The sequence below is a fragment of the Streptomyces antnestii genome, from assembly GCF_004005495.1.
GTDB lineage: Bacteria > Actinomycetota > Actinomycetes > Streptomycetales > Streptomycetaceae > Streptomyces > Streptomyces antnestii.
The window spans coordinates 93,501-115,365 of record NZ_RZYA01000004.1; the positions used below are offsets into that span (position 1 = coordinate 93,501).

The 21,865-nt window shown below is 69.0% G+C and carries 20 protein-coding genes; 11 read left to right on the top strand and 9 right to left on the bottom strand.

The genetic code is table 11. The features are described from left to right. Window positions 1-35: 35 nt before the first annotated feature. Together EOT10_RS10820 and EOT10_RS10825 are read left to right on the top strand one after the other, a co-directional pair. Window positions 36-506 carry a MerR family transcriptional regulator gene (locus EOT10_RS10820; RefSeq protein WP_127827907.1) on the top strand — a complete coding sequence of 157 codons (471 nt, stop codon included), beginning with the start codon at window positions 36-38 and terminating at the stop codon, window positions 504-506. Next, the gene (locus tag EOT10_RS10825; RefSeq protein WP_127827908.1) at window positions 503-1,567 is read left to right on the top strand and encodes an aldo/keto reductase; all 1,065 of its coding nucleotides are present in this window, start codon (window positions 503-505) and stop codon (window positions 1,565-1,567) included. Before EOT10_RS10820 ends, EOT10_RS10825 begins: the two co-directional genes overlap by 4 nt. A 72-nt stretch (window positions 1,568-1,639) precedes the next feature. On the opposite strand, the gene EOT10_RS10830 is transcribed toward EOT10_RS10825, so the two are convergent. From EOT10_RS10830 to EOT10_RS10860, 7 genes are all read right to left on the bottom strand, one after another. After that, window positions 1,640-2,863: an acyltransferase family protein gene (locus EOT10_RS10830; protein WP_127827909.1), complete on the bottom strand. Its 1,224-nt coding sequence runs from the start codon at window positions 2,861-2,863 to the stop codon at window positions 1,640-1,642. Beyond that, entirely contained in the window at window positions 2,860-3,990 is a 1,131-nt protein-coding gene (locus EOT10_RS10835; protein WP_127827910.1) for an alpha/beta hydrolase, read from the bottom strand. The genes EOT10_RS10830 and EOT10_RS10835 overlap by 4 nt, the downstream gene beginning before the upstream one ends. A 186-nt stretch (window positions 3,991-4,176) precedes the next feature. Beyond that, window positions 4,177-4,854 carry a response regulator gene (locus tag EOT10_RS10840; protein ID WP_127827911.1) on the bottom strand — a complete coding sequence of 226 codons (678 nt, stop codon included), beginning with the start codon at window positions 4,852-4,854 and terminating at the stop codon, window positions 4,177-4,179. 16 nt (window positions 4,855-4,870) lie between these two features. Beyond that, a complete protein-coding gene (locus EOT10_RS10845) occupies window positions 4,871-6,235 on the bottom strand; it encodes a sensor histidine kinase (RefSeq protein ID WP_127827912.1) in 1,365 nt (454 codons plus the stop codon). A gap of 150 nt (window positions 6,236-6,385) precedes the next feature. Next, window positions 6,386-7,243, bottom strand: a complete 858-nt coding sequence (locus EOT10_RS10850; protein ID WP_189491425.1) for a DUF4429 domain-containing protein — start codon at window positions 7,241-7,243, stop codon at window positions 6,386-6,388. Window positions 7,244-7,319: 76 nt separating this feature from the next. After that, window positions 7,320-8,528, bottom strand: coding sequence for an alpha/beta hydrolase (locus EOT10_RS10855; protein WP_127827913.1), 1,209 nt, complete (start codon window positions 8,526-8,528; stop codon window positions 7,320-7,322). A gap of 160 nt (window positions 8,529-8,688) precedes the next feature. Beyond that, the gene (locus EOT10_RS10860) at window positions 8,689-9,333 is read right to left on the bottom strand and encodes a TetR/AcrR family transcriptional regulator (protein WP_223280920.1); all 645 of its coding nucleotides are present in this window, start codon (window positions 9,331-9,333) and stop codon (window positions 8,689-8,691) included. Between the two features lie 116 nt (window positions 9,334-9,449). Here EOT10_RS10860 and EOT10_RS10865 point away from each other — a divergent pair, with 116 nt between their 5' ends. Together EOT10_RS10865 and EOT10_RS10870 are read left to right on the top strand one after the other, a co-directional pair. Next, window positions 9,450-11,060, top strand: coding sequence for an MFS transporter (locus tag EOT10_RS10865; protein ID WP_127827914.1), 1,611 nt, complete (start codon window positions 9,450-9,452; stop codon window positions 11,058-11,060). Window positions 11,061-11,291: 231 nt separating this feature from the next. Continuing rightward, complete coding sequence (locus EOT10_RS10870; RefSeq protein WP_431313281.1) at window positions 11,292-11,663, top strand: peptidase inhibitor family I36 protein; 372 nt, start codon at window positions 11,292-11,294, stop codon at window positions 11,661-11,663. Window positions 11,664-11,742: 79 nt separating this feature from the next. Here EOT10_RS10870 and aceE read toward each other — a convergent pair whose 3' ends face one another. Continuing rightward, the gene (aceE, locus tag EOT10_RS10875; protein WP_127827915.1) at window positions 11,743-14,490 is read right to left on the bottom strand and encodes a pyruvate dehydrogenase (acetyl-transferring), homodimeric type; all 2,748 of its coding nucleotides are present in this window, start codon (window positions 14,488-14,490) and stop codon (window positions 11,743-11,745) included. Between the two features lie 452 nt (window positions 14,491-14,942). Here aceE and EOT10_RS10880 point away from each other — a divergent pair, with 452 nt between their 5' ends. The 6 genes from EOT10_RS10880 to EOT10_RS10905 all read left to right on the top strand — a co-directional run bounded on the left by EOT10_RS10880 (window position 14,943) and on the right by EOT10_RS10905 (window position 19,516). Continuing rightward, window positions 14,943-15,374 carry a DUF3052 domain-containing protein gene (locus EOT10_RS10880; RefSeq protein WP_127827916.1) on the top strand — a complete coding sequence of 144 codons (432 nt, stop codon included), beginning with the start codon at window positions 14,943-14,945 and terminating at the stop codon, window positions 15,372-15,374. A gap of 165 nt (window positions 15,375-15,539) precedes the next feature. Continuing rightward, on the top strand, window positions 15,540-15,998 hold the full coding sequence (locus EOT10_RS10885) for a peroxiredoxin (RefSeq protein WP_127827917.1): 459 nt from the start codon (window positions 15,540-15,542) through the stop codon (window positions 15,996-15,998). Window positions 15,999-16,177: 179 nt separating this feature from the next. Beyond that, window positions 16,178-16,753 (top strand): TerD family protein, encoded by a 576-nt coding sequence (locus EOT10_RS10890; RefSeq protein ID WP_127827918.1) that lies wholly within the window; start codon window positions 16,178-16,180, stop codon window positions 16,751-16,753. Between the two features lie 100 nt (window positions 16,754-16,853). Further along, the gene (locus EOT10_RS10895) at window positions 16,854-17,429 is read left to right on the top strand and encodes a TerD family protein (protein ID WP_127827919.1); all 576 of its coding nucleotides are present in this window, start codon (window positions 16,854-16,856) and stop codon (window positions 17,427-17,429) included. 72 nt (window positions 17,430-17,501) lie between these two features. Next, window positions 17,502-18,650: a DUF475 domain-containing protein gene (locus EOT10_RS10900; protein ID WP_127827920.1), complete on the top strand. Its 1,149-nt coding sequence runs from the start codon at window positions 17,502-17,504 to the stop codon at window positions 18,648-18,650. A 125-nt stretch (window positions 18,651-18,775) separates the two neighbouring features. Then, a complete protein-coding gene (locus EOT10_RS10905) occupies window positions 18,776-19,516 on the top strand; it encodes a TerD family protein (RefSeq protein WP_127827921.1) in 741 nt (246 codons plus the stop codon). 50 nt (window positions 19,517-19,566) lie between these two features. Here EOT10_RS10905 and EOT10_RS10910 read toward each other — a convergent pair whose 3' ends face one another. After that, window positions 19,567-20,499 carry a TerD family protein gene (locus tag EOT10_RS10910; RefSeq protein ID WP_127827922.1) on the bottom strand — a complete coding sequence of 311 codons (933 nt, stop codon included), beginning with the start codon at window positions 20,497-20,499 and terminating at the stop codon, window positions 19,567-19,569. 188 nt (window positions 20,500-20,687) lie between these two features. On the opposite strand from EOT10_RS10910, the gene EOT10_RS10915 reads away from it, so the two are divergent. Beyond that, entirely contained in the window at window positions 20,688-21,854 is a 1,167-nt protein-coding gene (locus EOT10_RS10915; protein WP_127827923.1) for an HpcH/HpaI aldolase/citrate lyase family protein, read from the top strand. Window positions 21,855-21,865 lie beyond the last annotated feature (11 nt).

Here is a 21,865-nt window from a genome sequence, read left to right on the forward strand (position 1 = left end):
GCTTGGAGTGCACTTCAGGGTTCTAGCGTGGGGGCATGACGGTGATGGAGACCACCCCCGCACCCAACAAGGCCGACGTCTGCACCTCGGCCCCCACCGCTCACCCCCGGCCGGACGGACACGACCACTACACGATCAGCGAGGTCGTGGCCTTCACCGGACTGACCGCCCACACACTGCGCTGGTACGAGCGGATCGGGCTCATGCCGCACGTGGACCGCTCGCACACGGGCCAGCGCCGCTACAGCAACCGGGATCTCGACTGGCTCGCCCTCGTCGGCAAGCTGCGGCTGACCGGCATGCCCGTGGCGCACATGGTGCGCTACGCCGAACTCGTGCGGGTCGGTGACGACACCTTCGAGGAGCGCCAGGAGCTTCTCGAATCGACGCGCCGAGACGTCCTGTCCCGGATCGCCGAACTCCAGGACACCTTGTCCGTACTCGACTTCAAGATCGACTTCTATGCGGGCGCCCGGCGGGCGTCGGAGAGGGCCTCAAGCGCATGAGCAGCACGGAGCTGACGCACCACACGGAACAGACGCGGCACACGGGGGAGCCGCAGCGGATATCCACTGTTGAGTTGGGAAACAACGGGCCCGTGGTGGGCGTGCAGGGCCTCGGCTGCATGGGCATGAGCTGGGCCTACGGACCGACGGACGCCGATGAGGCCCGGGCCACCCTGGAGCGGGCCCTGGAACTCGGCGTCACCTTGTACGACACCGCCGATGCCTACGCGGACGGCGAGAACGAGAAGTTCCTTGCTCCCTTCCTCAAGGCGCACCGTGACGAGGTGGTCCTGGCCACCAAGTTCGCCCTGGGCATCGACCCGGGCGACCCCACGAAGCGCGTCATCAACAACGATCCCGCGTACATCCGCGCCTGCGTCGACGCCAGCCTCCGGCGCCTGGGCGTCGACACCATCGACCTCTACTACATGCACCGCCGCGATGTGAACGTGCCCATCGAGGAGACCGTCGGTGTGATGGCCGAACTGGTCGCCGCCGGCAAGGTCAAGCACCTCGGTCTCAGCGAGGTCACCGGCGGCGAACTGCGTGCCGCCCAGGCCGTCCACCCGATCGCCGCCCTCCAGTCCGAGTGGTCGCTGTTCAGCCGCGACATCGAGAAGGAGGTCGTGCCGACCGCCGCCGAACTCGGCGTGGCCCTCGTCCCGTACTCTCCGCTCGGGCGCGGCTTCCTCACCGGCTCCTTCGTCAGCGCCGACAAGGAGCTCGGCGCGGACGACTTCCGCCGTCAGCAGCCCCGCTTCACCGGCGACAATGCCGCCGCCAACGCGGCTCTGCTCGAGCCGGTGCGCCAGGTCGCCGAGGCCCATGAGGCGTCCCTCGGCCAGATCGCGCTGGCCTGGGTGCAGCAGCAGGCGCAGACGTTCGGACTCCCTGTCGTCCCGATCCCCGGCACCCGCAGGCGCGGTCGCATCGAGGAGAACGCCGCGGCCACCCGCATCACCCTCACCGACGACGAACTCGCCCTGATCGCCCCCATCGCCTCCCGGGTGGCAGGCGACCGCTACGCCGACATGGCCTTCACCTCGGCGGGGCGCGAATAGTCCCGTGGGCTGCCCGGTCCGGTCCGTCGTCGTGGGCGTTCCCTGCCCCGACGGCGGCCGGCCGGCCGGTCCTCACGCGAGCCCCAGCGCGAACACCGCGAACCCCGCGGCCAGCACCCCCGCCAGCGCCCGCCTCACATGAGTCGCCCGCTTCCAGGGAGCCTCGAAGCCCCGCGTGTGCCTCCCGATCAGCACGAGCAGCCCCGCGAGTACGGGCAGCCACGCCAGCCTCGCCGCTATCCAGCCCAGCGAGTCCGGACTCGTCGTCAGCCCCGGTATCGCACCGGCGAAGGAACCCGGTATCGCCGCCGTGAGCAGAGCCGTCTGGTGCCAGCACAGGATCGTCATCGCCGAGAGGTTGATGACGACGACCGGCGCCCACAGCGCGGGCCGCCGCAGCAGCCTGCCGATCCGGTCCCGCAGGAGCATCGCCGCACCGCTCTGCGCGGCCGCCAGCGCCAGCACCAACAACGACGGCGGATGAGAGTTCGTCCGCGCCTCGCCTGGCACACCCACCATCGACTCCGGATAGTGGAACGCGAGGAGCAGCGTCGCGAACAAGGCCGTGCCGCCGATCAACAGCGCCCACGCGCCACGCCGGCCGATCCTCTTCTCGCCCCAGCAGACGCCCAGTTGGTAGGCGAACATCCAGCCCGGCACCAGATTGAGCAGGCTCAGCCAGTACGGCATGGCGTCCGCGTACGGTCCGTAGCGCAGGAAGTCGATCACGGCGACGGAACCGAGGAGCGGCGCCGCCGCCCACGCCCCCAGCTTCCGGGCGGCCCGTACGCAATACGGCGTGAGCGCGGTGATCACCGTGTAGACACCCACGAACCACAGTGGCTGTATCACCAGCGTCGACCCCGTGTGCAACGTCGTCGTCGGCACCCCGAGCGCGTACAGGACGGGGATCAGTGCGGCGCACACCGCCGTCACCCCGAGGACCGGACGGCCCAGGCGCGCCAGCCGGCCGCGCAGCCAGTCCCCGGTCGAACCGCCCCTCTCCTCCACAGCCCGGCGGTACGAGAGGACGGACGCGTAGCCGCCCACCAGGAAGAAGATGCCCAGCATCTGCAGCACCCAGCTGAGCGGGGCGAAGAAGCCGAAGGACGACAGCGGACTCGCGTTGTGCAGCGCGCCCTGGGCGTCGAGGGAGAAGCCGCCGAGGAGCCAGTGGCCCAGGGGCACGGCGAGCAGCGCGAGCGCACGCAGTCCGTCTATGGCCCGGTCCCGGTGGGCGGGTGTCTTCGCGTCGATGGCGGACGCGCTCGTACGCAAGGTGGTCACGATGCTCATGACGTGGCTCCGGTCGCGATGCGGGTGAAGGCGCGCAGCGAGTCCGTGCCGGGCGCGAAATAGCCGGTGTGGCCCTCGGCGCGGTGCGCGGGAACGCGGCGCGCGCCGAAGGAGGGGTCCGTCGGGTCGGTGCCGTGGCCCAGGCCGAACACCTCGACGTTCGGCACGCGGCTGATCCAGTCGCTGTCGTCCCGCGCGGCCCAGACCCGGGCCGAGGTGCGCAGTTCGGCCACCTTGTCCGCGCGCAAGCCCGGGGAGCCGAGCACCACGAGATCGGAAGCGGGCAGGCGGGCGGCAGATAATCCGCACACCACCGACCCGTAGCTGTGGCAGAAGACGCTGGGACGCGGAGCGCCCGACGCCGTCAGGCCCTGGACGAAGCGGACCAGTCTCGGCGCACCCGCCTCGGCGAGCCGGCCGGTGGCCGCATCGGGCCCAAGCCCGACGGGCGTCGTGTACCCCACCCACGCCACCACCGCGGTGCGGCCGCCCGACGCCTCGTACAGCGATCGGGCCATCCCCGCCGGGGTGCCATAGGGATCCGCGGACCGGTCGAACGAACTCAGGTCGATGTCCGAGCCCGGCACGATCACGGACACGTGTTCGGCATCCGCCAATTCCCCGTACACCTCGGCCACTTGACCACGGCCTCGCGGGTCGAAGGCCAGTATCTTGCGCCCCGGATCGAGGAGTTCGGTGTAGCGGGCGACGAGGAAACGTGCCTGGGCGTGGTCCTCCGCTGTGAGCGACGGGTCCTCCGCGCGGGCCCGGGCCCGGTCGCGCTCGGCTTTCAGGGAGCGGATGTTGGCCTGGTATCGGAGCTCCACCGGAGCCCCGTCCAGATTGCCGACCACCGTCGGATGCCGCGCGACCAGCTCACGGCGCTGGGCCGCGTCCAACCCGCCGAAGAACGAGGCGACCCGGGCAGGGCCGGCGGTCGCCGGATCGGGCAGCGCGAGTCCGAGCTCGTGGTCCGCCCGCCAGGAAGCCGCGCCGGGTGGAGGCCCGGTGAGGGGGCTCTGCTCGCTGCCCGTGGCCCAGCCGGCCGTGCCCGCCACGACAGTAGTCGTGAGCGCGGCGGCGACCAGAGTCCGTCGGCCGCGTCCTTTCCATGAGTGCAGGCGCATCGCCCGTCTCCCCTCCGTCCGTTGGTGTAACGAGGGGAAGGTAGAGAGACGACGTCCGGCTCCACGTCACACTGGGGAGCCAACTCCGAGGTGATACCGGGGTATTCGAACGTGATACTCAGGTAGGGGGTTCCGAGGTCAGACCCGCGCTGACCTGCGCGTGCCGGGTGATACCGGAGCCGGGACCTACTGGTCGCCGGGCGTGACGAGTCCGGTCTCGTACGCGAAGATCACGGCCTGGGCCCGGTCCCGCAGCCCCAACTTGGCCAGCACACGGCCGATATGGGTCTTCACCGTCTGCTCCGCGAGGACCAGCTTGTCCGCGATCTCCTGGTTGGACAGGCCTCGGGCGATGAGTTCGAGTACCTCCCTCTCACGCGGCGTCAGACTGTTCAGCTCCGGTGAGCGGTCCCTGCGGCCCGACGGGCGCTGCTTCACGATGTCCACGATGAGTCGCCGCGTGACCGAGGGGGCGAGCAGCGCCTCGCCGGCGGCCACCACCCGCACCGCCGCGATGAGATCGGCCGGCGGTGCGTCCTTGAGGAGGAAACCGGACGCGCCCGCCCGCAGCGCCTCGTACACGTAGTCGTCCACGTCGAACGTGGTGAGCATCAGGACCTTGGGGCGGTGGATCACGCCGGGCGGTGGGTCGAGGAGCGCGCGGGCCGCGGCGAGCCCGTCCATCTCGGGCATCCGCACGTCCATGAGGACGACATCCGGGTGTGTGGTCCGGCTGACCTCGACGCCCTGCCTGCCGTCCGGAGCCTCGCCCACGACGTCGATGTCGCTCTGCGCGGCCAGCAGCGCGGCGAACCCCGCGCGCACCATGGCCTGGTCGTCGACGATGATCACGCGGATGGTCATGCGGTGCCGAATTCCTTTACGACGAGGGGGAGTCGGGATCGGCCAGCGGAAGTCGGGCCGCGACGCGGAAGCCTCCCCCGGGCAGCGGTCCCACGTCGAGTGTGCCGCCGACCAACCGTACGCGCTCGTGCATCCCTATGAGGCCGTGTCCGGTGCCCGTCGTCTCCACGGGGGAGGCGTGCTCGCCCGCCGGGCCGTTGACCACGATCACCAGGAGGGATTCCTCGTCCTTCGAGACGGAGATCTGCGTGCGCGCTCCGGGCGCGTGCCGCACGACATTGGCCAGGGCTTCCTGCACGATCCGGTACGCGGACAGGTCCACTGTGGGTGGCACGTCCGTCAGCTCCCCGACGAGCGTCAGCTCGGGCATCGACAACTCGGCCGGCACCCCGCCCCGCACCGTGGCCTCCACCAGCTGCTGGAGCCGGCCGAGCCCCGGCTGGGGCGCGCGCTCGCCGTCCGGCGTGTCCTCGCTGCGGAGCACCGCGAGCAGCCGCCGCATCTCACCGAGGGATTCCCTCGCGCCCGCCGCTATCGATCCGAACTCCTCGCACGCCTCGGGCGTCAGGCCCTGCAGCCGGTACGGAGCGGAGTCCGCCTGCACCGTGATCACCGACATGTGATGCGCGACGACATCGTGCAACTCCCGTGCGATACGCGCACGTTCCTCGAGAAGCGTGCGACGCGAACGCTCGGCCTCGCTGATCGTCTCCTGCTCGACGAGTCTGCGCTGCGCCTCCCCGCGCTCGCGCAGCAGCGTCCCGAGCAACAGCACCCCACCGCTCAGCACGATGAGGAGCACAGCCGTGTCAGGGCTGCCCGCGGGGCGGAACATGTCGAGGACGAGTCCGGACGCCACCGTGACCAGCCAGATCCCAAGCACCGTGCGTCTGCTCTCCCGCACGGACAGGACGAAGCACAGGACCAGATATCCCACGATGACCATGGGCGTCCACGGCGCGGCACGAGGGGTCGCCGACGTCAGGACGACGATCGCCCCGACGATGTCCGCGACGATCACGATGCCCCAGGCGAGCAGAGGCCGACTGACCGCGAGCAGCAGGGGAGCGGCCTGTGCGACGCCCAGCGCACCGGCGAGAGCGCCAGGGATCCCGTAATCATTCGACAGGACCTCGGTGGTGACCGGGATCAGTGTGGCGACGAAGCCCAGCGCGATCACATAGGGCACCAGCCGCACCCAGCGCCTCGACGCGTTCCCCAGCAGGGGTTCCGCCGGTCCCGAGGGAGCGGTGAGCAGGGCACCCGCCGCCCGCAGTCCACCCAGAGCCGAAGCGAGGGCGCGACGATGACGTCCCGACGGTGCGGCCTTGCCGTCCGGCGGGAGGGATTCCTGATCGGGTGGACTCGATGTGATGCTCATGGCCTGCTCAGCGTAGGCAAGAACAACCCGCGGCGCCGTCATACCCAGGAGCTCACCGGACCCCGTACCCAGGTATGACATGGGCGGTCGCGGCGTACGGGACCGCCCAGGCCGAAGCCCGGGCCGCGCCCCCGCAGAAGGCGCCCGTCCCTACAGCTCCGCCAGCAGTTCGGCCTTCTTCGTCGTGAACTCGGCGTCCGTGACCAGGCCCGCCTGGTGCAGTTCGCCCAGGTGGCGAATGCGGTCGGCGATGTCGGCGGGGTCACGCCGTGCGGGGGAGGGCCCGGACACAGGGACGGCCGAGCCGGTGGCCCGTACCGCCGCGAGGACCGACGCGGCGAACGGCAGCGACTCGTGCACGGGCCCGTACCCGAGACCGAAGATCACGGCGGCCGGGTCCTGGTCGGCCTGGGCGGGCTGCTCGGACGCGTCGCGGCGCAACAGCCGCAGATGCCCCTCGAACACCTCGGGCGAGCGCCATTCGACGCCGCTCAGCTCCGAGACGGCGAAGCTCTTGTCGCCGGCTTTCCACTTCGCGGACGACGCCCCGGTCCAGAACCACCGGAAGGCCACCGACCGGCCGTCGAACGACGCTTTTCCGTCGTAGGCCTTGAAGTGCAGTGGCGCCTCGGGCGGCGTCACCAGGTAGCGGGCGGGCGGTATGCCGTCGTCCAGGGACAGCAGGGCGCGCAGCTCGTCCGCGTAGTACTCGGCGAGCGTCCCCCGCTCGGCGGGCAGGACGAGCCGGTAGGGGTCGCAGCCCTCCTTGAGCTGTCCCGCGGCCGCGTCCATCAGCGGATCGGCGCCAGGTCTCGGCACCGCGTGCAGAACGACGGTCCCCCGCTTCCCGGGAGTGAGTGTCACCGCCGCGATCGCCTCATGGGGGATGCGGCGCTCACCGAGTGCCTGAAGCAGCTTCGGCGTGCGCATTCCCCGTTCGAAGCGGATGAGCACGGAGTCGGACCCGAACTCCCAGGCGGCATGAAATCCGGCCAGTACGTCACCCATGCGGCTCATCGTATGCGGCACGCGCGCCTCCGTCCCCTGTTGCGTCGTGCCCCTGTTTCACCGATTTCTACGCGCGTCAGGCGGAGGCGCCGCCGGAAGATCCGTCACGACAGGCGTCATGGCCGCTCGCGCACTGCAGGCTGCGGTACGAGCCGACGCCGATGTCGGCGAAGTTGCTGAGGCTCTGCGTGCCCGGCTCGAAGTAGCCCGTGTGCCCGTGGGCGCCCGCTGCCGAGAGGACCCGGGCGCCGAACGCGCGGGAGACCGGGTCGGCGCCGTGGCCGAGCCCGCCGACCTCCAGGTACGGCACGTCCTGGATCCAGTCGTCGTGGTCCCGCATCGCCCACACGCGCGCGTGGGTGCCCAGTTTCGAGGCCTTCTCGGCGCGCATGCCGGGGCTGCCGGCCACCGCTATGTCCGTCACGCGCGGGGGCAGCTTGCGCGCGGCGACACCGCACACGACGGAACCGTAGCTGTGGCAGTAAAGGGCGACGGGCGTGCGGCCCGGGAGTGCGCGCACGAGGGCGTTGAGCCGGGTGGCGCCTTCCTCCGCGCGCATCGCGGTGGCGGCGTCGACGCCGAGACCCGCGGGCGTCGTGTAGTCGGCCCAGGCGATCACGGCAGTCCTCGTGCGGGGGCCGGCCTGGCGCTCCGCGTGGTACAGGGAGCGGGCCATGCCCACGGGTGCCGAGTACTGACGGAAGGTGCGCTGGAATGTCAGGAGGTCGGTGTCGACGCCGGGCACCACGACGGAGACACGCTGGGCCCTGCCGAGGTCTCCGAAGACCTCCGCCACGCGGCCGGTGCCCAGGGGGTCGAACGCGAGGATCTTGCGGTGCGGGTTCATGAGGGACTCGTACCGGTTCATGCGCTGGGCGGCGTCGTGCTGTCCCGCGGCGGAGAGCCGGTTGTCGTGCGTGCTCTTCAGCGCCACTTCGCGTGCCTGGTCGAGGGCGATGCGGTTGGCGCGGTAGCGCAGTTCGACCGGGGCGCCGTTCATGTTGCCGACGGCGAGTGGGTAGCGGGTCGCGAGCCGGGTGCGCTGCTGACCGCTGAGCGAGGCGAAGAAATGCGCTATGCGGGTGGGCGAGCCGTCCTGGTCCGGCAGGGCACGCCCGTTGAGGTGGCCGTGGTCCCAGGCCGTGACGGCGGCGTCGAGCGGCGAGGTGACGCCCTTGTGGCGCACTGCGGTCCAGCCCGTGGTCGCCAGCATGACGAACACGACGGCCAGAGCGAGCAGTGCGCGCCAGACGCTGAGTTGCGGGGAGGAGTCGAAGGAAGTCACTGCGGGACACCCTAGGAGAACGGCGGACCAACCCGCGAAACGCGTGAGGCAGATCACGTTTCCTGGTGTGCAATTAGGGCAAATCGGACTCACCTTGAGTGGTGTCGTCACCCTCTGTAGGTGTCGATCGCGCTCTACGCGCGCGTGTGCCTACGGTCCGTCACTTCGCGCGCCACTTCCCCGCCAACACCGGCCCCAGCTGGTCGAGATACGACTCCGTGACCGCGCGGATCGACTCGACGCTGATGTCCTCTCCCGCTCCCCACAGGCGTCCGGCCAGGCGCATCACGCCACTGAACGCGGCCACGGTCACGCGGGGCCGCGGATCCGTCTCCACGTCGAGCCCCTCGCGTTCGGCGATCACGCGCGCGATCTCCTCCTCCACCTCCGTGGAGCGGCGTAGATGGACGGCGATCAAGGAGGGGGTGGATTCGATCATCTGGTAGGTGCGCATGTGGAGTTCGACCGGGACGACCTCCTCGATGGACTCGCCGAGGGTGTCCCATGCGTCGAGCACAGCGGCGCGCAGAGCCTCGAACGGGCTCTCGGCGGCCGGGCGTTCGCGCAGGATGGCGATGAAGCGCGACTCCACCATGTCCTGGACCGCGAACGCCGTCTCCTCCTTGCTCGTGAAGTACCGGAAGAAGGTGCGCTGAGAGACGTCGACGGCCTCCGCGATCTCGTCGACCGTCGTGCGGTCGTACCCCTTGGTGGTGAAGAGTTCGAGCGCGGAGCGCAGGAGGGCGTCACGGGTGCGCTGCTTCTTGCGTTCTCGCAGCCCTGAACCCGCTTCCTGCGTCTTCACTACGCGCCCCTCTTTTCGCCTGTTTGTCCAGCTCAGCTTACCTGTGAGCAACGTGACAGTTACCGACTTGTGAATTGGTTTGTCAACTGTCAGTCGCTGTCATTAGCCTCGAACGCATGACTAGTCAGACCACCGTCGAAAAGGCGGACAAGGCTCCGGAGCCCGTGTCCGCTCCGGCCCCGGCCAAAGGGCTTCGTGGCCACCCCTGGCTGACGCTGTTCTCCGTCGCGATCGGCGTGATGATGGTCGCCCTCGACGGCACCATCGTGGCCATCGCCAACCCGGCCATCCAGAAGGACCTCGGCGCGAGCTTCGCCGACGTGCAATGGATCACCAACGGCTACTTCCTCGCCCTCGCGGTCACGCTGATCACCGCGGGCAAGCTAGGCGACCGGTTCGGCCACCGGCAGACCTTCCTCATCGGCGTGGTCGGGTTCGCGGCGGCCTCGGGGGCCATCGGCCTCTCGGACAGCATCGCGCTGGTGGTCACCTTCCGCGTGTTCCAGGGTCTTTTCGGCGCGCTCCTGATGCCGGCTGCGCTCGGCCTCCTGCGGGCCACCTTCCCCGCCGAGAAGCTGAACATGGCGATCGGCATCTGGGGCATGGTGATCGGCGCCTCGACCGCGGGCGGCCCGATCCTCGGTGGGCTCCTCGTCCAGCACGTCAGCTGGCAGTCCGTGTTCTTCATCAACGTCCCCGTCGGCGTCATCGCCCTCGTCCTCGGCCTTGTCATCCTCAAGGACCACCGCGCCGAGAACGCGCCGCGGTCCTTCGACGTCCTCGGCATCGCGCTGCTCTCCGGCGCGATGTTCTGCCTCGTCTGGGCGCTGATCAAGGCCCCGACGTGGGGCTGGGGCGACGGACTGACCTGGACGTTCCTGGCGGCGTCCGTGCTCTGCTTCGCGCTCTTCGCGGTCTGGGAGACACGCGTCAAGGAGCCGCTGATCCCGCTGGCACTGTTCCGTTCGGTGCCGCTGTCGGCCGGCGTGGTCCTGATGGTGCTCATGGCCATCGCCTTCATGGGCGGCCTCTTCTTCGTCACCTTCTACCTGCAGAACGTGCACGGGATGAGCCCCGTCGACAGCGGACTGCACCTCCTGCCGCTGACCGGAATGATGATCGTGGGCTCGCCGCTGGCGGGCGCGATGATCACGAAGGCGGGGCCGCGCATCCCGCTCGCGGGCGGCATGCTGCTCACGGCCGTCGCCATGTACGGCATGTCCACGCTGGAGTCGGGCACGGGCAGCGGCGTCATGTCGCTGTGGTTCGCCCTCCTCGGCCTGGGCCTCGCCCCCGTCATGGTCGGCGCCACCGAGGTCATCGTGGGCAACGCCCCGATGGAGCTCTCCGGCGTCGCGGGCGGCCTCCAGCAGGCCGCGATGCAGATCGGCGGAAGCCTCGGCACCGCCGTGCTCGGCGCCGTCATGGCCTCCAAGGTCGACAACGACCTCGCGGGCAACTGGGCGGCCGCCCAGCTTCCGAAGCTCACGCCCGGCCAGTTGGACCAGGCGTCCGAGGCGGTCCAGGTCGGCGTGGGGCCGGTCCCGAAGGGCACCCCGGCCGCGCTCGCCGAGAAGATCACCGGTGTCGCGCACGACACCTTCATCTCCGGCATGAGCCTGGCCTGCCTGGTCGCCGCGGGTGTCGCCGTCGTGGCGGTCCTCGTCGCGCTGCTGACCAAGCGCGGCGCCAACGCCGAGGCGGGCGCGGGGGCCGCGCACATCTAGTCCCGTCGGGTAGCCAATCGGGTGGCCCTCGGGGGAAACCCGCAGGCCACCCCGAAAGCGCTCGCGAGCCCACCCCGAAGTGCCCTCAGGGAAATCCTGGGGGCATTTCGCTTATCCGGGTGATCTGATCCCTCAGCCCTTCCCGCCTGATCGCCGACGGGTCCAGAGTGCTGACAAGTGACCAGCACGACACGGGGGTTGATCGATATGGGTACGAGGATGCGCGTGGCGATGGAGGCGACGCTGCCGATGGCGACCGCGGCGGCACTGGCGGCCGTCCTGCTGACACCGGTTCACGCGGGGGCCACGGCCCCACCCGCAGCCGGCGACTGCTCGGCGGGGCAGCTGTGCCTGTGGGAGAAGCCCGGGTTCAAGGGCCACCGGCACGTGTACGAGCTGTCCGGGACCGACATCGAGAGCTGCGTCGCGCTGCCGGAGGGGGGCAGCGCGCAGGCTCTCGCCAATCGCACCGGACGGCCGGTCACGGCCTACCAGTCCGCGGAGTGCGCGGAGACGGGGGAGTTCCAGACCTATCCGGGCAGCGGTACATGGGCTCCCCAATCCCCTTACCAGGTGCGGGCGTTCAAGATCTGGGAGCGCTGAGATGACAGAGAGCGAGGTGCGGTGCGGCCCCCGTGGCCGCACCGCACCTCGAACCTCGACGACGGTCGGAGCAGGGCCCCTACGCGTCGCCGCCCGCCGCGCCGGGATCGGCCGCCGTGACGTCCAGAAGCTGGTAGCGGTCGATCGCCTGCTTCAGGACCGAGCGGTCGACCTTGCCCTCGCGGGCCAGCTCCGTGAGCACTCCCACCACGATCGACTGGGCGTCGATGTGGAAGAAGCGACGGGCCGCGCCACGCGTGTCCGCGAAGCCGAAGCCGTCCGCGCCGAGCGACTGGTACGTGCCCGGCACCCAGCGCGAGATCTGGTCGGGCACGGACCGCATCCAGTCGGAGACCGCGACGAACGGGCCCTCGGAGCCGGACAGCTTCTGCGTGACGTACGGGACGCGCTGCTCCTCCTCGGGGTGCAGCAGGTTGTGCCGCTCCACCTCGACGGCCTCACGGCGCAGCTCGTTCCAGGAGGTCGCCGACCAGACGTCCGCCTTGACGTTCCACTCGTCGGCGAGGATCCGCTGGGCCTCCAGGGCCCACGGCACCGCCACACCCGAGGCGAGGATCTGCGCCGGGATGGCGCCCGACGTGCCCGCGCTGAAGCGGTGGATGCCCTTGAGGATGCCGTCGACATCGACGTCGGCGGGCTCTGCCGGGTGCTGGAGCGGCTCGTTGTACACGGTGAGGTAGTAGAAGATGTCCTCGCCGTGCGGGTGTTCGGCCGTGGCACCGTACATCCTCCGCAGACCGTCCTGGACGATGTGCGCGATCTCGAAGCCGAAGGCCGGGTCGTAGGCGACACAGCCCGGGTTCGTCGAGGCGAGCAACTGCGAGTGACCGTCGGCGTGCTGCAGTCCCTCACCGGTCAGTGTCGTGCGGCCGGCGGTCGCACCCAGCACGAACCCGCGCGCCAACTGGTCGGCCATCTGCCAGAACTGGTCGCCGGTGCGCTGGAAACCGAACATCGAGTAGAAGACGTAGACCGGGATCAGGGGCTCGCCGTGCGTCGCGTACGCCGACCCGGCGGCGATCAGCGAGGCCGTGCAGCCCGCCTCCGAGATGCCGTCGTGCAGCATCTGACCCGTCGGCGACTCCTTGTACGCGAGGAGCAGGTCGCGGTCCACGGACTCGTACTGCTGGCCGAGCGGGTTGTAGATCTTCGCGCTCGGGAAGAACGAGTCCATGCCGAACGTGCGGTACTCGTCCGGCGCGATGAGGACGAACCGCTTGCCGATCTCCTTGTCCCGCATGAGGTCCTTGAGCAGTCGCACGAACGCCATGGTGGTGGCGATCGACTGCTGGCCGGACCCCTTCTTCACACTCGCGTAGGTCTTTTCATCGGGGAGCTGCAGCGGCTTGGACCGCACGATGCGGGTCGGCACATAGCCGCCGAGCCCGTGCCGGCGGTCGTGCATGTACTGGATCTCCTCCGAGTCGCGGCCCGGGTGGTAGTACGGCGGCGCGCCGTCCTCGAGCTGCTTGTCGGAGATCGGCAGGTGCAGCCGGTCGCGGAAGGCCTTGAGGTCGGAGACCGTCAGCTTCTTCATCTGGTGGGTCGCGTTACGGCCCTCGAAGTTCGGGCCGAGCGTCCAGCCCTTGACCGTCTGCGCCAGGATGACGGTCGGCTGCCCCTTGTGCTCCTTGGCCGCCGTGAACGCCGCGAAGATCTTCTTGTGGTCGTGCCCGCCGCGTCCCAGGTGCAGGATCTGGTCGTCGGTCATGTTCGCGACCATCGCGCGCAGCCGGTGGTCACCACCGAAGAAGTGGTCGCGGATGTACGCCCCGGGCTCCGTCGCGTACGTCTGGAACTGGCCGTCGGGCGTGGTGTTCAGCTTGTTCACCAGGACGCCGTCGCGGTCTTGCGCGAGCAGCGGGTCCCAACTGCGGTCCCAGACCAGCTTGATGACGTTCCAGCCGGCACCGCGGAACTGCGACTCCAGCTCCTGGATGATCTTGCCGTTGCCGCGCACCGGGCCGTCGAGGCGCTGCAGGTTGCAGTTCACCACGAAGGTCAGGTTGTCGAGGCCCTCGCGGGCCGCGATCGACAGCTGGCCGAGCGACTCGGGCTCGTCCATCTCGCCGTCACCCAGGAACGCCCATACGTGCGAGGCGGAGGTGTCGGCGATGTCGCGGGCCTGCATGTAGCGGTTCATCCGCGCCTGGAAGATCGCACCGAGCGGGCCGAGGCCCATCGAGACGGTGGGGAACTCCCAGAAGTCCGGCATCAGCCGCGGGTGCGGATACGACGACAGGCCGTTGGGCGCCTTCGACTTCTCCTGACGGAACGAGTCGAGCTGGTTCTCGGTGAGCCGGTCCAGGAGATACGCGCGGGCGTAGATGCCCGGCGACGCGTGCCCCTGGAAGAAGATCTGGTCGCCGCCCTTCCCGTCGTCCTTGCCCCGGAAGAAGTGGTTGAAGCCCACGTCGTAGAGCGAGGCGGAGGAGGCGAAGGTGGCGATGTGACCGCCCACCCCGATACCGGGGCGCTGGGCGCGGGAGACCATCACCGCGGCGTTCCAGCGGGTCGCGTTCAGGACCTTGCGCTCGATCTCCTCGTTGCCGGGGAAGAACGGCTCGTCCTTGGTGGCGATCGTGTTGATGTAGTCCGTGCTGCGCATCTCGGGCACGGCCACACGCTTCTCGCGGGCGCGCTCGATCAGCCGGAGCATCAGGTAGCGGGCCCGCTCGCGCCCGCGCTCGTCGACGGCGGCGTCGAGGGAGTCGAGCCATTCCTGGGTCTCTTCAGGATCGAAGTCCGGGACCTGGCTGGGAAGGCCGCCAATGATGATCGGATTGCGATCGGATCCGGAAGCCACGCTGTTCCTTCACTGTCGGTCGAGATGTGCGATTGAGGTGCAAGTGGGACTGTGCCGTGGGGCTGTGCCGCTCCCCATCGTGTACCTAGGGAACGCAATCGTCATCTGTACCGAGGGGTAATCCGGGTGATTCCCCGGGGTTCCCCGGACGGGTGCGGCCAAATCGCAACGATACGCTCATGTCGTTCGCCTGTTTCGTGAGGCCGTTCGGCCGAGGTGGGCGACGACCCTCCACGGGGTGGGCAAATCCGGCAGACCGGTGTGGCATACATCACCGGCCTGCGGGGATCCTTGACTGGAGTTGCGGTGACACCGCCTGGAACGTCACCGTTTCGGCGGTCTCGGGGGCCGGGTACTTGCGCGATCCGCCCCGCCCGTGTGGACTACGGCCAACGCTTCGCGCACGCGCGAAGCCGGCAGACAACTTCGTAAACATGATCAGGAGGCAATCCGTGAGCGCGACCGCGGACCACGCGGAGACGAACCTTGCCGTAAGGCTTGGGTTCCAGCCCGACCAGGTGGTCCAGGAGATCGGCTACGACGACGACGTCGATCAGGAGCTCCGCGAGGCTATCGAGACAGCCATCGGCTCCGAGCTCGTCGACGAGGACTACGACGACGTGGCTGACGCCGTGGTGCTCTGGTTCCGTGAGGACGACGGGGACCTTACTGATGCTTTGGTGGATGCCATCACGTACATGGAAGAAGGCGGTTCCATCCTTCTCCTGACGCCGAAGACCGGGCGTGACGGTTACGTGGAGCCGAGCGAGATCGGCGAGGCGGCCACCACCGCAGGGCTCTCTCAGACCAAGAGCATCAACGCGGGCAAGGACTGGAACGGCAGTCGGCTCATCACGCCGAAGGGGGCCGCCAAGAAGCGGTAGCACTCCGGCGGAACCAAGATCCTGATGTGAGGCCTTCGCGGGCGCGTCCAGCGCGATCCGCGGGGGCCTCACGCGCGTGCGCCCGGCGGGCCCCGGCGCAGGGCCTCCCGCTCTGGATCTAGGCTGGGCCTCACCTGAACAGCCCCACGGAAGGAAAGCTTGACCATGACGATCGAGGTCGGCACGAAGGCTCCGGATTTCGAGCTCAAGACGCAGCACGGCGAGACCGTGCGCCTCTCGGACTTCCGGGGCGAGAAGAACGTGGTGCTGCTGTTCTACCCGTTCGCCTTCACCGGCGTCTGCACCGGCGAGCTGTGCGCTCTGCGCGACGAGCTGCCGAAGTTCGTCAACGACGACGTGCAGCTGCTCGCCGTTTCGAACGACTCGCCGTTCAGCCTGCGCGTCTTCGCCGAGCAGGAGGGCCTGGAGTACCCGCTCCTGTCCGACTTCTGGCCGCACGGTGAGGCCTCGCGCGCGTACGGCGTCTTCGACGAGGAGAAGGGCTGCGCGGTGCGCGGCACCTTCATCATCGACAAGGAGGGCGTGGTCCGCTGGACCGTCGTGAACGCTCTGCCCGACGCCCGCGACCTGAACGAGTACGTCAAGGCGATCGACACCCTCTGACCCCTCAGGGGTCACCGGGGCGTCTCCGCGCATCTCTCAGGGGCGTCCCGGGGATGACACCCTGGGATTCTTCGGGTGCGGAGCCTGTGGCGGCCGGGAACCGGTCACTAGGATCCAGACGTTGATCCGATACCAATGCACGACGGGGCTCCCCGCCCCCGACACCAATGGGAGGACTCGTGGGAGTCAGCCTCAGCAAGGGCGGCAACGTATCGCTGACCAAGGAGGCTCCTGGCCTGACCGCGGTCATCGTCGGCCTCGGGTGGGATGTCCGTACCACCACGGGTACGGACTTCGACCTGGACGCCAGCGCCATCCTCACGAACGCGGAGGGCAAGGTCAGCAGTGACGCCAACTTCGTGTTCTTCAACAACCTGAAGAGCCCGGACGGCTCGGTCGAGCACACCGGCGACAACACCACGGGCGAAGGTGAGGGTGACGACGAGCAGATCAAGGTCAACCTCGCCGGCGTCCCGGCCGATGTGGACAAGATCGTGTTCCCGGTCTCCATCTACGACGCGGAGAACCGCCAGCAGTCGTTCGGCCAGGTGCGCAACGCGTTCATCCGCGTCGTGAACCAGGCGGGCGAGGCGGAGATCGCCCGTTACGACCTCTCCGAGGACGCCTCGACCGAGACGGCCATGGTCTTCGGCGAGCTGTACCGCAACGGCGCGGAGTGGAAGTTCCGTGCCATCGGCCAGGGTTACGCCTCGGGCCTGCGCGGCATCGCGCAGGACTTCGGCGTCAACGTCTGAGCCGAGTACGACTGATCCGACCGTCCGGCGCCGCACCCGTGTGCGGCGCCGGACGCGCTCGACAACTCACAGCGACATCACTCCGGGGAGGAACACGATCATGGGTGTCACGCTCGCCAAGGGGGGCAATGTCTCCCTCTCCAAGGCCGCACCGAACCTCACGCAGGTGCTGATCGGACTCGGCTGGGACGCGCGTTCCACCACCGGAGCCGACTTCGACCTCGACGCCAGCGCGCTGCTGTGCAAGGACGGCCGGGTGCTCGGCGACGAGTGGTTCATCTTCTACAACCAGCTCACGAGCCCGGACGGCTCCGTCGAACACACCGGTGACAACCTCACGGGTGAGGGCGAGGGCGACGACGAGTCGATCAAGATCGACCTGTCCAAGGTGCCGGCGTACTGCGACAAGATCGTCTTTCCGGTGTCGATCCATGACGCGGACAACAGGGGCCAGACGTTCGGCCAGGTCAGCAACGCGTTCATCCGCGTGGTCAACCAGGCGGACGGCCAGGAGCTCGCCCGATACGACCTGAGCGAGGACGCGTCCACGGAGACCGCGATGATCTTCGGCGAGGTGTACCGGTACGGCGGCGAGTGGAAGTTCCGGGCCGTGGGACAGGGGTACGCGTCCGGCCTGCGCGGCATCGCTCTAGACTTCGGGGTCAATGTTTCGTAAAGCCGTGCGCGGAGCGGGGGAGCCCCGTCCTAGCGGCGCGGGGAAACCCGTACTCACCTGATGGGGTAGCCAGTGGTTTTGAAAACCTTCGGCTGGTCGTTCGCAATCACTGCGCTCGGCCTGGTCGCGGCGGTGTTCTATGGCGGGTGGACAGCGGTCGGGGTCGTCGCGATCCTCGCCGTCCTCGAGATCTCGCTGTCCTTCGACAACGCGGTGGTCAACGCCGGAATCCTGAAGAAGATGAATGCCTTCTGGCAGAAGATCTTCCTCACGGTCGGTGTCCTGATCGCCGTCTTCGGCATGCGCCTGATCTTCCCTGTCGTGATCGTCGCGATCAGCGCGAAGCTCGGCCCGATCGAGGCGGTCGACCTCGCGTTCAGCCAGCCCGACCGTTACCAGCAGCTGGTCACGGACGCGCACCCCTCGATCGCCGCCTTCGGTGGCATGTTCCTCCTGATGATCTTCCTCGACTTCATCTTCGAGGAGCGTGACATCCAGTGGCTGCGCTGGATCGAGCGTCCCCTTGCCAAGCTCGGCAAGGTCGACATGCTCTCGGTCTGCATCGCGCTGATCGCGCTGCTTGTCGCCTCGGTGACCGTCGCGACCCACGCCCACCAGCACGGCGGCGTGCACGTCGACAAGGCGGCGACCGTCCTCCTCTCCGGCATCGCCGGCCTGATCACGTACCTCATCGTCGGCGGCCTCTCCGGCTTCTTCGAGAACCGACTCGAGGAAGAGGAGGAGCGCGAGCACGAGGAGGAGGAAGAGGCCAAGCGGACCGGCAAGAAGAAGTCCGCCGTCGTCCTCGCAGGCCAGGCCGCGTTCTTCATGTTCCTCTACCTCGAGGTCCTGGACGCGTCGTTCTCCTTCGACGGTGTCATCGGCGCCTTCGCCATCACCAACGACATCGTGATGATGGCGCTCGGCCTCGGCATCGGCGCCATGTATGTCCGCTCGCTCACGGTCTACCTGGTCCGCCAGGGCACCCTGGACGACTACGTGTACCTGGAGCACGGCGCGCACTACGCGATCGGTGCCCTCGCCGTGATCCTCCTGGTCACGATCCAGTACGAGATCAACGACATCATCACCGGCCTCATCGGCGTCGTACTGATCGCCTGGTCGTTCCTCTCGTCCCTGAACCGCAACAAGAAGCTCGCGGGGGCCGAGGGAAAACCGACAGCCTCGGACGACAAGGCTGAGGTTTCGTCCGGGGTCTGATCCTGGAACGTACCGAGCGGGGCGGCCGGTGAGGAGAGATCCTCCCCGACCGCCCCGTCTGCGTGTCCGGCATGCTGGGCATGAACTCAGCAAAGACAGGTCTACGTAGGACACTTGGGGGCGATATGTCCTTCTGGGACGGACTGTGGCGGGGGCGCGCGGCGGAGTTCGAGTCGGGCAGCGCCGCGTCCAACTCCATCGAACTCACCAAGCGGCACCCGGTCGTCTCGCTCACCAAACAGGGCGCGGCCACCGGAAATCTGCGCATCAACCTGTCCTGGCGGATGCGGACCTCGGACATCGGCGGCCCCGAGCGCGAGAGCGCGCTGCGGCACCCCTTCAAGCTGTTCAAGCCCGATGTGGTGCAGGCACATACCCAGAGCATGGTCAATGTGGACCTGGACCTCGGGTGCCTGTATGAGCTGACCGACGGCGAGAAGGGCGTGGTCCAGCCGCTCGGCAATTACTTCGGCGCGCTCAACGCACCGCCGTACGTGAAGCTCAGCGGGGACGACCGCTTCGGCTCTGCGTCGGGTGAGACGATCTACGTCAATCTCGACCACCGCGAGTCCATCAAGCGACTGCTCGTGTTCGTCTACATCTACGACCAGACGCCGGCGTTCGACCGTACGCACGCGCACGTCACGCTCTACCCGAGCAACGGCCCGCGCATCGAGATCAGCCTCGACGAACGCCACCCGCAGGCCCGCTCCTGCGCCGTCGTCACGATCGAGAACGTCAAGGACGAGCTGATCGTGCGCCGCGAGGTGAAGTTCGTCTACGGGTTCCAGGCCGAGCTGGACCGGCTGTACGGGTGGGGCCTGCAGTGGGGCCGGGGGTACAAGTCCAAGGTCGGGGAGCGCTAGCCAGGAACTTCCCGAGCCAGGAACTTCCCGAGCCAGGATGAACTGCCCGGTCAGTGCGAGATGAACTGCGGTCCCTGCGGCGGCAGCGCGAAGTTCGGGTCGGGCGGTCCCTGGACGGGCTGCGGATAGCCGTACGCGGGCTGGGTCGAGGGCACCGGCATGGCCGCCGGCGCGGGCTGTGTGGGCGCCGCGGGCGGATACCCGTACGACGGCTGGGCCACGGGCTGAGGTGCCGGCTGGTGCAGCGTCGCGGCGACGGGCTGCGGGGCGGGCTCTGCCCCATGTGACGCGCCACGTGACGTGCCATGTGATGTGCCGTGCGGCTGCTGTTGCGGTGGCTGCTGGGGCGGCAGCGGGAACGACGTCTCGGGGCTCGGCGGCGGGAACGACGGCTCCGGGGCCGGCATCGGGCCGGGCGGCGGCGGCGTCGGGGCCGGCTCCGACTCGTCCACCGAGATGCCGAAGTCGGTGGCCAGGCCGACCAGACCGTTGGAGTAGCCCTCGCCCAGGGCGCGGAACTTCCAGCCCTCGCCGCGCCGGTACAGCTCACCGCAGATCAGCGCAGTCTCGGCGCCCGTCTCCGGCTTCACGTCGAAGTGGGCGAGCGGCTCGCCCTCCGCCGCCGAGGCGTCGTACAGGAGGATCCGCAGGGCGGGGACGTGGTCGAAGGGGACGTCGTCGGCGGAGGCCACGAGGAGGACCCGGCCGACCTCGGGGCCGAGGCCCGAGACGTCCGCCTGGATCGTGTCGGTGAGGCCGTCGGTGACGCGCTTCTTGCCGAGGCGCCAGACCTTGCCCGAGGGGTGCCGGGGCTGGTTGTAGAAGACGAAGTCCTCGTCGGACCGCACGCGACCGTCGGGGCCGAGGAGCAGCGCGGAGGCGTCGACGTCGGGCACGCCCTGCCCGGAGGTCCAGCGCAGCACGGCGCGGACCGCCGTGGCTTCGAGAGGGACGTTCGACCCCTTCAGCATCGCGTGCGTCATGCGGTCATCCTGCCTTCCCTGTCCTGGCCAGGACAACGCGGGGGCCCGAGGCGGCGGGGGCCGGGTGGCCTGTTCGACATGGGTGAGTTACCTGAATTTCACGCCTGGTGGGAACTTTTGACAGGGGTTTTTACGTACTATTACCGGCCACATAATGTCGGCCGGACTGGCAGTACGGGGGAAATTCCATGCATCATTTCGGGCATATTGCCCCTGAGGTGCGGCAGCGCCTGTTTCACCGGGAGCCCGGTGACTTCACCGCGGACTCACCGCCCGGCATGCTCGCGGCGGCCCTGGGGGCCACGCTCTACAGCCCGGCCACGCGGCCGCGTCTCGCCGACGACGTCCTCAAGCAGGCGGGCCGCGGTGTCGTCTCGATGGTGCTGTGTCTGGAGGACTCCATCGACGACGCCGAGGTCGCGGACGCCGAGGAGAACCTGGTCGGGCAGTTCACCGACCTGGCTACCCGGCCAGACGCGCGGCCTCCGCTTCTGTTCGTCCGGGTCCGAGCCCCCGGCCAGATCACCGATCTCGTCCGCCGCCTCGGCCCCGCCGTCCGCCTGTTGTCCGGATTCGTGCTGCCGAAGTTCACCGAGGAGCGGGGTACCCCGTTCCTGGAGGCGCTCTCCGCCGCCGAGTCGGCCACCGGACGGCGCCTCTTCGCGATGCCCGTCCTTGAGTCGCCCGAGCTCCTGCACCTGGACACGCGCGGCGACACCCTCGCCGGAATCGCCCGCACCGTCGACAAGTACCGCGACCGCGTCCTGGCCCTGCGCCTCGGCGTGACCGACTTCTGCTCCGCGTACGGGCTGCGCAGGCCGCCGGACATGACCGCGTACGACGTCCAGATAGTGGCCTCCGTCATCGGGGACGTGGTCAATCTGCTCGGCCGTGCCGACGGTACGGGCTTCACCGTGACCGGGCCCGTGTGGGAGTACTTCCGCCACCAGGAGCGCATGTTCAAGCCGCAGTTGCGCCGCAGCCCCTTCCTGGAGGGCCGGGCCGTCGAGCTGCGCCAGGCCCTCATCGAGCACGACATGGACGGCCTGCTGCGCGAGATCGAGCTGGACCGGGCCAACGGCCTCCTCGGCAAGACCTGCATCCATCCCTCGCATGTGATGCCGGTGCATGCGCTGTCCGTGGTCAGTCACGAGGAGTACGGCGACGCCCAGGACATCCTGCGGCCCGAGCGCGGCGGTGGCGGCGTCCTGAGGTCCGCGTACACGAACAAGATGAACGAGGTGAAGCCGCACCGGGCCTGGGCCGAGCGGACCCTCGAGCGGGCGGAGGCGTTCGGCGTCGCCCGCGAGGACATCGGCTTCGTGGAGCTGCTGACCGCGGGCCTGCCCGCGTGACGGGCGCGAGC

What these genes read in the sequence shown, in the direction of transcription:
- EOT10_RS10835 (WP_127827910.1), bottom strand. Translation starts at nt 3,990, where the DNA reads ATGCGCCTGCACTCATGGAAAGGACGCGGCCGACGGACTCTGGTCGCC.
- EOT10_RS10830 (WP_127827909.1), bottom strand. Translation starts at nt 2,863, where the DNA reads ATGAGCATCGTGACCACCTTGCGTACGAGCGCGTCCGCCATCGACGCG.
- EOT10_RS10895 (WP_127827919.1), top strand. Translation starts at nt 16,854, where the DNA reads ATGGGTGTCACGCTCGCCAAGGGGGGCAATGTCTCCCTCTCCAAGGCC.
- EOT10_RS10845 (WP_127827912.1), bottom strand. Translation starts at nt 6,235, where the DNA reads ATGAGCATCACATCGAGTCCACCCGATCAGGAATCCCTCCCGCCGGAC.
- EOT10_RS10865 (WP_127827914.1), top strand. Translation starts at nt 9,450, where the DNA reads ATGACTAGTCAGACCACCGTCGAAAAGGCGGACAAGGCTCCGGAGCCC.
- EOT10_RS10825 (WP_127827908.1), top strand. Translation starts at nt 503, where the DNA reads ATGAGCAGCACGGAGCTGACGCACCACACGGAACAGACGCGGCACACG.
- EOT10_RS10870 (WP_431313281.1), top strand. Translation starts at nt 11,292, where the DNA reads ATGGAGGCGACGCTGCCGATGGCGACCGCGGCGGCACTGGCGGCCGTC.
- EOT10_RS10905 (WP_127827921.1), top strand. Translation starts at nt 18,776, where the DNA reads ATGTCCTTCTGGGACGGACTGTGGCGGGGGCGCGCGGCGGAGTTCGAG.
- EOT10_RS10915 (WP_127827923.1), top strand. Translation starts at nt 20,688, where the DNA reads ATGCATCATTTCGGGCATATTGCCCCTGAGGTGCGGCAGCGCCTGTTT.
- EOT10_RS10820 (WP_127827907.1), top strand. Translation starts at nt 36, where the DNA reads ATGACGGTGATGGAGACCACCCCCGCACCCAACAAGGCCGACGTCTGC.
- EOT10_RS10840 (WP_127827911.1), bottom strand. Translation starts at nt 4,854, where the DNA reads ATGACCATCCGCGTGATCATCGTCGACGACCAGGCCATGGTGCGCGCG.
- EOT10_RS10850 (WP_189491425.1), bottom strand. Translation starts at nt 7,243, where the DNA reads ATGGGTGACGTACTGGCCGGATTTCATGCCGCCTGGGAGTTCGGGTCC.
- EOT10_RS10910 (WP_127827922.1), bottom strand. Translation starts at nt 20,499, where the DNA reads ATGACGCACGCGATGCTGAAGGGGTCGAACGTCCCTCTCGAAGCCACG.
- EOT10_RS10885 (WP_127827917.1), top strand. Translation starts at nt 15,540, where the DNA reads ATGACGATCGAGGTCGGCACGAAGGCTCCGGATTTCGAGCTCAAGACG.